The 8,567-nt window shown below is 72.5% G+C and carries 6 protein-coding genes and 1 pseudogene; 5 read left to right on the top strand and 2 right to left on the bottom strand.

The genetic code is table 11. The annotated features are described in order from the left end of the window. The first annotated feature begins 187 nt into the window (after positions 1-187). From sbnA to ACTH43_RS13210, 3 genes are read left to right on the top strand one after another with little or no spacing between them, the layout of a single operon-like run. On the top strand, positions 188-1,297 hold the full coding sequence (gene sbnA, locus ACTH43_RS13220) for a 2,3-diaminopropionate biosynthesis protein SbnA (protein ID WP_441445365.1): 1,110 nt from the start codon (positions 188-190) through the stop codon (positions 1,295-1,297). A 16-nt stretch (positions 1,298-1,313) separates the two neighbouring features. Beyond that, positions 1,314-3,191, top strand: a complete 1,878-nt coding sequence (locus ACTH43_RS13215; RefSeq protein WP_441445364.1) for an FAD/NAD(P)-binding protein — start codon at positions 1,314-1,316, stop codon at positions 3,189-3,191. After that, complete coding sequence (locus ACTH43_RS13210; RefSeq protein WP_441445363.1) at positions 3,188-4,669, top strand: Y4yA family PLP-dependent enzyme; 1,482 nt, start codon at positions 3,188-3,190, stop codon at positions 4,667-4,669. Before ACTH43_RS13215 ends, ACTH43_RS13210 begins: the two co-directional genes overlap by 4 nt. 19 nt (positions 4,670-4,688) lie before the next feature. Here ACTH43_RS13210 and ACTH43_RS13205 read toward each other — a convergent pair whose 3' ends face one another. Both ACTH43_RS13205 and ACTH43_RS13200 read right to left on the bottom strand, forming a co-directional pair. Next, complete coding sequence (locus tag ACTH43_RS13205) at positions 4,689-5,600, bottom strand: TolB family protein (protein ID WP_441445362.1); 912 nt, start codon at positions 5,598-5,600, stop codon at positions 4,689-4,691. A 42-nt stretch (positions 5,601-5,642) separates the two neighbouring features. Then, on the bottom strand, positions 5,643-6,530 hold the full coding sequence (locus ACTH43_RS13200; protein WP_441445361.1) for a helix-turn-helix domain-containing protein: 888 nt from the start codon (positions 6,528-6,530) through the stop codon (positions 5,643-5,645). 9 nt (positions 6,531-6,539) lie between these two features. Between ACTH43_RS13200 and ACTH43_RS13195 the strand changes: the two are divergent. Both ACTH43_RS13195 and ACTH43_RS13190 read left to right on the top strand, forming a co-directional pair. Next, positions 6,540-7,289 (top strand): annotated as a pseudogene (locus tag ACTH43_RS13195) (zinc-binding dehydrogenase); the annotation flags it as partial. Between the two features lie 62 nt (positions 7,290-7,351). Then, positions 7,352-8,560, top strand: a complete 1,209-nt coding sequence (locus ACTH43_RS13190; RefSeq protein ID WP_441445360.1) for an MFS transporter — start codon at positions 7,352-7,354, stop codon at positions 8,558-8,560. Positions 8,561-8,567: the final 7 nt, after the last annotated feature.

Below are 8,567 nucleotides of genomic sequence, written 5' to 3'. Positions count from 1 at the left end.
CGGCGTCGCGGAGCGTGTCCACGACGTCCTCCAGGGCCAGGGTGTCGTCGGTCATCTGGGATCCTCCCGTGTCGCCGGTGCTGTCCCCTCCGACGGTACAAGCCTCCTCCTGCCCCGGGTGCGTAACCGACCGTTCGGTACCGATCACCCCTCGTCGTGAGACCCGCGATGCCGTACTTTGACAAAAGTGACCACAGACTTCGCGCAGCCAGCCCCGGAGCCCCGCCTTGGCGCATCCGGCGCCGTCGCCCTCGGCATCACCGTCGGCATCTCCGCCGCCGTGGGCCGCACCCCCCTGATCCGTCTCGACCATCTCTTCCCGGACTCCGGGATCGAGATCCTCGCCAAGCTCGAGTCCGTCAATCCTGGCGGCAGCACCAAGGACCGTCCGGCGCTGGCGATGGTGCGCGACGCCTTCGCACGCGGGCACCTCGTGGCCGGGGGCACGGTGGTCGAGTCGAGCTCCGGCAACCTCGGGGTCGCCCTGGCACGGGTGTGCTCCACGCACGGCGTGAACTTCGTGTGCGTGGTCGATTCCCGCACCAATGCCACCACGGTGGCCACCATCCGGGCGCTCGGCGGGCAGGTCGAGATGGTCTCGGAGCCCGACCCAGAGACCGGCGACCTGCTCACCGCCCGGCTGCACCGCGTCGAGCAGCTGCTCGAGCAGGTCCCGGACGCGGTGAACCTCTACCAGTACGGCAATCCTGAGAACCCCGGCGCTCACGCGGCCGGCACCATGGCCGAGATCGCCGAGGCCACCGGCCATCGCCTCGACGTGCTGATGGCGGCCGTGAGCACCACCGGCACGATCGCCGGGTGCACCGCGTACCTCCGCGAGAACTCCATGGACACCCGCACGGTCGCGGTCGACGCCGAGGGCAGCGTCCTGTTCGGCGGCACGGCCGCACCGCGCCCGCTGCCCGGATTGGGTGCGGGCGTGGTCACCGACATCTCCCGCACGGTCGATCCGGATCGCGTGGTGCGCGTCAGCGGGCTGGACTGCGTGGTCGGGGCGCGCCTGCTGGCCCGCCGCGAGGGCATCCTCGCCGGCGCCTCCACCGGCGGCATCGTCCACACGCTGGGCTCCCTGGTTCCCGAGCTCGCACCAGGCTCGCGGGTGGCGTTCATCGTGCACGACGGCGGCGTGCCCTATCTCAGCACGGTCTACGACGACGACTGGGTCGAAGGGACCCTCGGGGCCGACGCCGACGCCCTGGCCGACGCCACCGCATCATTGCAGGCCACGGCATCCCGGCAGGCCACCGCGCGACGTGGCGGACCAGGGCGTCCATGAGCACCCAGGACGCACCGTGACCGGCGCCGACGCGACCGGTCCCCGGCGACGGCTGGCCGTGGTGGGAGCAGGACCGAAGGCGCTGTTCGCCCTCGAAGCACTCGCGGCGCACCTCACCGCAGACCTCGCCGCCGGGGCCGGCGCCGGGGCCGTCAGCACCGAGAGAGCCGGCGCCGCCGTCGTCGACGTGACGGTGCTGGACCCCGCCGGGACTCCCGGGACCGGCGCCGCCTACGCCCTCGACCAACCGCCCTACCTCCGCCTGAACGTCTCCGCGGGGATCCTCGATGCACCCGCCACCGGGACGGGGACGTCGTTCCCCTCCTGGGTGCGCCGAGAGCACCCCGGGCTCGCCGAGGATCCGTATCCGCCGCGTGCCGTCGTCGGCGCCTATCTCACGCAGCGGTGGGGATGGATGGAGGACGCGCTGTCCCCGGCCGGCACCCTGTGCCACCACCGCTGCCAGGTCGTCTCGGTGGAGCCCCATGCTGGACGGTGGCGGGTCGGGATCGAGCAGCCCGCCACGGCCGACGGCGCGGAGTCATGGGACGCCACGGCCGACGGTTCGTCGCCCGGGCGCGCGGCGCCCACCCTGCTCGATCGGTTCGACGAGGTGCTCCTGGCCACCGGCCACGCTGCCCGCCACCTCGGCGCGCTCGCGAGGTCGTGGACCGGCCCGCTCCCCCTCCGACCTGCCGTGCTGCCGGTGGAGGCCATGCTCGGCCCCGAGCAGGTCCCGCCCGGTTCCCGGGTGGCGGTCCGAGGCGCGGCCCTGACCTTCCTCGACGCCGCGCTCGCCCTCACCGAAGGGCGGGGTGGCAGGTTCGACCCGCATCCCCGTCATGAGAGGACGATCGTCCACCTCCGGGGAGCGGAGGAGCCAGCCACCATCCTCCCGACCGCGCGCCACGGCCTGCTGCTGGACGCGAAACCCGATCCCGGCACGCCGCTGCCTCCCGCAGGCGCCGCCGTGATCGAGGACGGGAAGCGGCGTCTCCGGGCAGCGACCAGCTCCCAGGGGGAGATCGCCCCGGATGTGGTGCTCGATGTGGTGCTCGATGCCGCGACCGCCATGATCCGGGGAGCGGGCGCCTCCGCCGCCGAGCGGTACCGCGCGGTCGAGCACACCCTCGCCACCGGTGCCGAGCCCGATCTTCCCTCCGGCCCGGGCCGCGCCGAGCGCGCCCTGCGCCGCAGCGTGGCCGTGGCGGAGGGGGCCCGTGCGCCGGGCCCCGCCTGGGCGCTGGGCCGCACCTGGTCCGCGCTCTACCCGCTGCTCACCGCCGGCCTCCGCGGCAGCGACATGACTGCGGGCGAATGGGAAGCGTTTCGCCGCACCGCCCAGGTGCTGGAGCGTTTCGCCTTCGGTCCGCCGCTGGTCAATGCCCGCAAACTGCTGGCCATGCTCGATTCCGGTGCGGTGGACCTGTCCTGGCTCGATGCAGGCACCGCGATCGATACCCGCGGTCTCCAGGGGATCCCGCAGGGTGCCGGGGCCGCGGACCTCGTGGTAGATGCGGTGCTGTCCCCGCCCGGGGTCCTCGGGATCACCGACGAGCTCACGGAGAACCTGCTCCGATCGGGTCTCGTGAGCGTCCGCCCGGGACGACGCGGGGCGGTCGTCGATCCCGACGCCACCGCGCGCCGGGCCGACGGGAGCCGCGCGGAGGGGCTCGCGCTGCTCGGCCGCCCGACGGAGGACCACGTGATCGGCCACGACACCCTCAACCGGCACCTGCACACCGAGATCCGGCACTGGGCCGCTCGCCTCGCACGCACCCTCGTCTCACCCGTGGGCGAACCTGCGGCCGAGGCCGGTGTGCCGGGAGAATCCACTGCATACGCCACCGCGGCGAAGGTCGCCGCCGGAACGCACCGGGAGACCAGGGAATGACGACCGCACCGCGCACAGATGGCCTCCCGACGAACGACGCCCTGCATGAGGGGGACGACCTGCGCACGGGGTGCCAGGGCATCCCGTCCCTGTCGGCACGGCTCGAGCCGTGGATGCAGGAGCTGCTCGCGGATCCCACGGCGTGCGCGGCGCTGCTCGAGGAGCACGGCAGCCCGCTGAACGTGCACGACTTCAGCGCGCTCGCGCGCAACGCGGCCGAGCTGTCAGACGTCGCCGAATCCGAAGGCGTCGCCCTGCGGATCTTCGTGGCCCGCAAGGCCAACAAGACGCTCGGGCTGGTCCGCGCCGCGCACGCGGCCGGGCTGGGACTCGACGTGGGCAGCCATCGCGAGCTCTCCCAGGTCCTCGACCTCGGCGTGCCCGCCGGCGACGTGGTCGTCACCGCCGCCATCAAGCCGGCCCCGCTGCTGCGCTTCGCGCTGGATTCCGGAGCGATGCTCGTCCTCGACAACCTCGACGAGGCCGCCGCCGTCGAGGCAGAGATCGCCCGCGAGCCGCTCGCCCCGCCGCGGCCCGTCGCGCTGCGTCTCGCACCGACGCCGAGCGACGTCGTGGGTCCCACCCGCTTCGGCGAATCCGCCTCCACCTGGCAGGGCTGGGCCGGGTCCCGGGAGGTCTCCCGCGGCGGACTCCAGATCCAGGGGATCCACTTCCACCTGCACGGCTACGACCCTCTCGCTCGGGCTCACGCCCTCGGCGAGGCCCTCGGCCTGGTCGACTCGCTGCGGTCGAGCGGACACCCCGTGAGCTTCATCGACATCGGCGGCGGGATCCCTATGTCCTACCTCGATGATGCCGAGCAGTGGGCGGCGTTCTGGGAGGCCCACGACCAGCAGAGCGACGATCCGACGGATTCTCTGACCTGGCGCGGGGAGCCGCTGCGGCAGGTCTATCCCTACCACCAGCAGGTGGTGCGCGGTCAGTGGCTGCGCACTCTCCTCGGAGCGGAGGTGCAGCCCGGAGTCCGCGCCGCCGACGCGCTGCGGGAGCGGGAGCTGGAACTGCGCTGCGAGCCCGGTCGGTCGATGCTCGACGGCTGCGGGATGACCCTCGCCCGCACCGTGCAGCGCACCACCACCAGCGACGGGATCCCGCTGATCGGGCTGGAGATGAACCGCACCCAGTGCCGTTCCACCTCCGACGACTTCCTGGTCGACCCGATCCTGGTGAGGACCGGCGGGGAGCCGTCGGCCCCGGTGGAAGCGTTCCTCGTCGGCGCCTACTGCATCGAGGCCGAGCTGATCCTGCGCCGGCGCCTGAGCTTCCCGGGCGGGGTGGCGATCGGCGACGTGGTGGCGCTGCCGAACACCGCCGGTTATCTCATGCATATCCTCGAGAGCGCCTCGCACCAGATTCCGCTCGCCTCGAACGTCGTCAGCGGCCCGGACGGGATCCGGCGGGACCGCATCGATGCCGTCGCGCCGCAGCGCCCGTGGACGGACGCACCGCGCGACTGACCGGTCGCCGGGTCAGGGATCAGCCCTGCAGCGGATAGTCCACGTAGGCGATCCGGCGGGAGTCCGGGGCCCAGCTGTTCACGTTCATGGTGCCCTGCCCACCGAACACGGCGGTCAGATCACGGATCCCGTTGCCGTCGGCCGCGGCCAGGCGCAGGATCACCTCGCGATCCGCCGGGTGCCCTTCGGTGCCGGGCGGGAAGCTGACGTAGGCGAGGCGGGCACCGTCCGGGGAGAGGTGCGGGAACCAGTTCACGCGCTCATCATCGGTGAGCTGCTCCATCCCGGTGCCGTCGGGGCGCATGCGGAAGAGCTGGGCGTGCCCGGCCACGGTGCGGGACCGCTCGGAGTTGAGGTAGATCCAGGCCCCGTCCGGGGAGTACTCCGGGCCGTCGTCGGGGAACTCGTTGTCGGTGAGCTGGGTGCTCTCCCCGCCCTCAGCGCGGATCGTGAACAGGTTCGGAGGCACCCAGGACCCGTCAGAGCGCCGCTGGACGCCGGTGTAGGCGAGCGTGGCACCGTCGGGACTGACGCCATGCAGGTAGTGCAGGAGCCCGTCCCCGAGGGTGATCTGCTCGGCGGGGCCACCGGTGAGCAGGGCTCGGTAGATGTGGCTGTCGTCGGCGGAGACGAACACGTGCTCCCCGTCGGGATCGAGCACGTGGTCGTTGTTCAGGGGTTCCATGCCCTCGAGCGGGATCCGCTGCGGTGCACCGCCGGTCCGGTCCGGGCGGTCCAGGTCCCCACCGCCGTCCAGGTCGAGGCGGAACAGGTGGCCGTCGCCGTTGAGGATCAGCGCTGCACCGTCCAGCGTCCAGTTGGGTGCCTCGTACAGCACCTCCTCGGACTCGTGGAGGATCTGGTCCTCCCCGGTGTCGACGTCGAGCACGTGGATCCGTGAGCGCTGTCCGGGGGCGAAGGTGCGTGGCATGGGAGTCCTTGTCGTTGACGATTCGCGCGAAGCAGGAGGGCTCTATCTTCCCTGGCCCTGCTGCGCCACCCCGTGGCCTGCGGAGGCCTGGCGCTCGGCGCGCTGGGTCGCGGCCCAGCTCGCGAGCAGCCGCATGCGCTGCGCGGACTGCGAGCCGGGCTCGGTGGAGTAGACGATCACGGCACGGCCGGGCTCCGCCGTGATGGCGAGCTCCTCATAGGTGACGGTCAGCTCGCCGACCACCGGATGCTCGAACCGCTTGAGGCCGGAGCCGTGAGTGCGCACGTCATGTGCGCCCCACAGTCGACGGAAGGTATCGCTGCAGGTGGAGAGCTCTCCGACGAGGTCCTGCAAGGTCGCGTCATGCGGGATCTTGCCCGCTTCGACCCACATGCTGCTCACGCACATCTCAGCGAACCGGTCCCAGTCCGGGTAGAAGTCCCTCGATGCCGGATCGAGGAACTGGAAGCGGGCGAGGTTCGGGGAGCGCCCGCCCTCGCCGTCCCCGATCAGCGGAGCGTAGAAGGCGCGTCCCAGCTCGTTGGTCGCGAGCAGGTTCTGGTACTGGTCCCGCACGAAGGCGACGCCGTCGGTGAGGGAGTCCAGTGCCCATTGCAGGCCGGGCCGCACCGGGGCGGGCGTCGCGGCGCTGCGCCGTCGAGGCCTGCCGGAGGTGGGGATCCCGTCGGCCGCAGGTGCCAGATCCAGCAGGTGGATGCTCTCGGTCTCATCGAGCTGCAGGGCCGTGGAGACGGCGTCCAGCACGGAGGCCGAGGCGCCGGCGATCGCGCCGCGCTCGAGCTTCGCGTAGTACTCCACGCTGACCCCGGCGAGCATCGCGACCTCGCTGCGGCGCAGGCCCGCCACGCGCCGGTTGCCGTCTGCGGGCAGTCCCGCCTGCTGCGGGGTGACCTTCGCGCGGCGGGTCATGAGGAACTCGAGATCTGCCTCGAGGGCCACCCCTCCCGCTGTGTGAACGCCATCTTCGTGGACGGCGCGATCGGCACCCAGGCCGAGAAGGCCCGGATCCCCTTCGCCGACGGCACCCTGGTCGCCACCCCCGGCCGGCCCGACGCGGACCTCATCCCCTCACTGCTGGCCACCTCCGACGTGCTGGGCACCGGCTGGTTCGCGGCCGACGCCGCCCAGGCCGGCCCCGGAAGGATCGTCGCCGTGGTCGGTGACGGCGCCGTGGGCCTGATGGGAGTGCTGGCCGCGCAGCAGATGGGCGCCGAGCGCATCATCATCTTCAGCCGCCACCCGGACCGGAAGGCGCTGGCCCGCGAGCACGGTGCGACCGACATCATCACCGAGCGCGGTGACGAGGGCGTGACCCGGCTGAAAGAGCTCACCGGCGGGCTCGGCGCGCACTCCACGATCGAGGCCGTCGGCACCCAGGAGTCGATGATGCAGGCGATCCGCTCGACACGCCCCGGCGGCTCCGTGGGCTTCGTGGGCGTCTCGCATGATGTCCAGCTGCCGGGCGGTGAGCTGTTCTTCTCCGCCGTCCATCTCCATGGCGGGCCGGCTCCGGTGCGCCGCTACCTGCCCGAGCTGATCCAGCTGGTCTGGGACCGGAAGATCGACCCGGGCAAGGTCTTCGACCTCACGCTGCCGCTGGCCGATGCCGCCGAGGGCTACCGGGCGATGGACGAGCGGCGTGCCACCAAGGTGCTGCTCACCCTCTGACCTTCCGCCCATTCCCTGCTCTCTCCGCCCTCGGACTCTCTCCGCCTCCGAAAGGCACCTCCTTGACCGCGACGCTCCCGCCCGCCTCGACCTCTGCCGCACCGACCGCCCTGCCCCCGGTGATCTACGTGCTGACCGCCGGGACCTTCCTCATGGCCACCACCGAGTTCGTCTTCGCCGGCCTGCTCACCTCGGTCGCCGGGGACTTCTCGGTGACCGTCGCCCAGGCGGGCCTCGCGATCACCGTCTTCGCGGTCGGGATGATCCTCGGCGCGCCGACGATGGCGCTGGCCACCCTGCGCGTGCCCCGTCGCGTCACCCTCACCGCAGCGCTCGTGATCTTCTCCGCCGGCCACGCCGTCGGTGCGCTCACCGGCAGCTTCGGCGTGCTGCTGGGCACCCGCTTCGTCACCGCCGTGGCCACCGGAGCGTTCTGGGCGGTCGCCTCGGTCGCCGCCGTCGACGCCACCGGACCTCGGATCCGCTCCCGCGCGCTCGGCATCATGCTGGGCGGCGGCATGCTCGCCAACGTGCTCGGAGTGCCGCTCGGGGCGCTCGTCGGGCAGTTCATCGGCTGGCGCGGCACCTTCTGGCTGCTCGCCGTGCTCGCTGCCGTGCTCGCCGCGGCAGTGGCCCGGATGGTGCCGGCCGCGAGCAGGTCCGGGGCCCTCCCCTCGGTGCGGGCCGAGCTCGCGTCCCTGCGCTCGGGAAGGCTGTGGCTGGTGCTGGCGACCTGCGCGATGGTCACCGGCGGAGCGTTGTCGATCTACAGCTTCATCTCCCCGATCCTCACCGACGCCGCCGGGATCCCCGAGCTGGGGGTGCCGGTCGCACTGATGGGCTTCGGCCTCGCGGCACTGGTCGGCTCGATCCTCGCCGGCTGGATGGGCGACACCCGTCCGTTCGCCACCCCCGTGCTCACCGCGGCAGCGACGCTCGTGATCGCCCTGGCCCTGCTGCTGCTCCCCGCGCAGCCGGCGCTGATGCTCCTCCTGTTCGTGCTGCTGGGGCTGGTGAGCCTCTCGGCGAACCCGGTGCTGGTAGGGCTCGCGAACCGCTACGGCGGCGAGGCCTCGACGCTCGCCACCTCGATGCCGACGGCGATGTTCAACCTCGGCACGGCGATCGGCACCGGACTGGCGGGGACGGCTCTCGGCAGCGGGCTCGGGGTGCAGGGGCCGCTGCTGGTCGGTGTCGTGGGCGCCGCGCTGGTCCTGGTGCCCCTGGGCCTGCTGGTGCTGCGTGAGCGGGGCCTGCGCCGGGTGCGCTGAGCTCCCC

Source organism: Brachybacterium sp. (genome assembly GCF_052095815.1).
Classification (GTDB): domain Bacteria; phylum Actinomycetota; class Actinomycetes; order Actinomycetales; family Dermabacteraceae; genus Brachybacterium.
Note: the sequence above shows the minus strand (reverse complement) of the source record. Positions and strands in the feature narration are given on the sequence as shown.

Excerpts from the sequence above, each read along its gene's own strand:
- ACTH43_RS13210 (WP_441445363.1), top strand. The coding sequence starts at position 3,188 with ATGACGACCGCACCGCGCACAGATGGCCTCCCGACGAACGACGCCCTG.
- ACTH43_RS13205 (WP_441445362.1), bottom strand. The coding sequence starts at position 5,600 with ATGCCACGCACCTTCGCCCCCGGACAGCGCTCACGGATCCACGTGCTC.
- ACTH43_RS13200 (WP_441445361.1), bottom strand. The coding sequence starts at position 6,530 with ATGACCCGCCGCGCGAAGGTCACCCCGCAGCAGGCGGGACTGCCCGCA.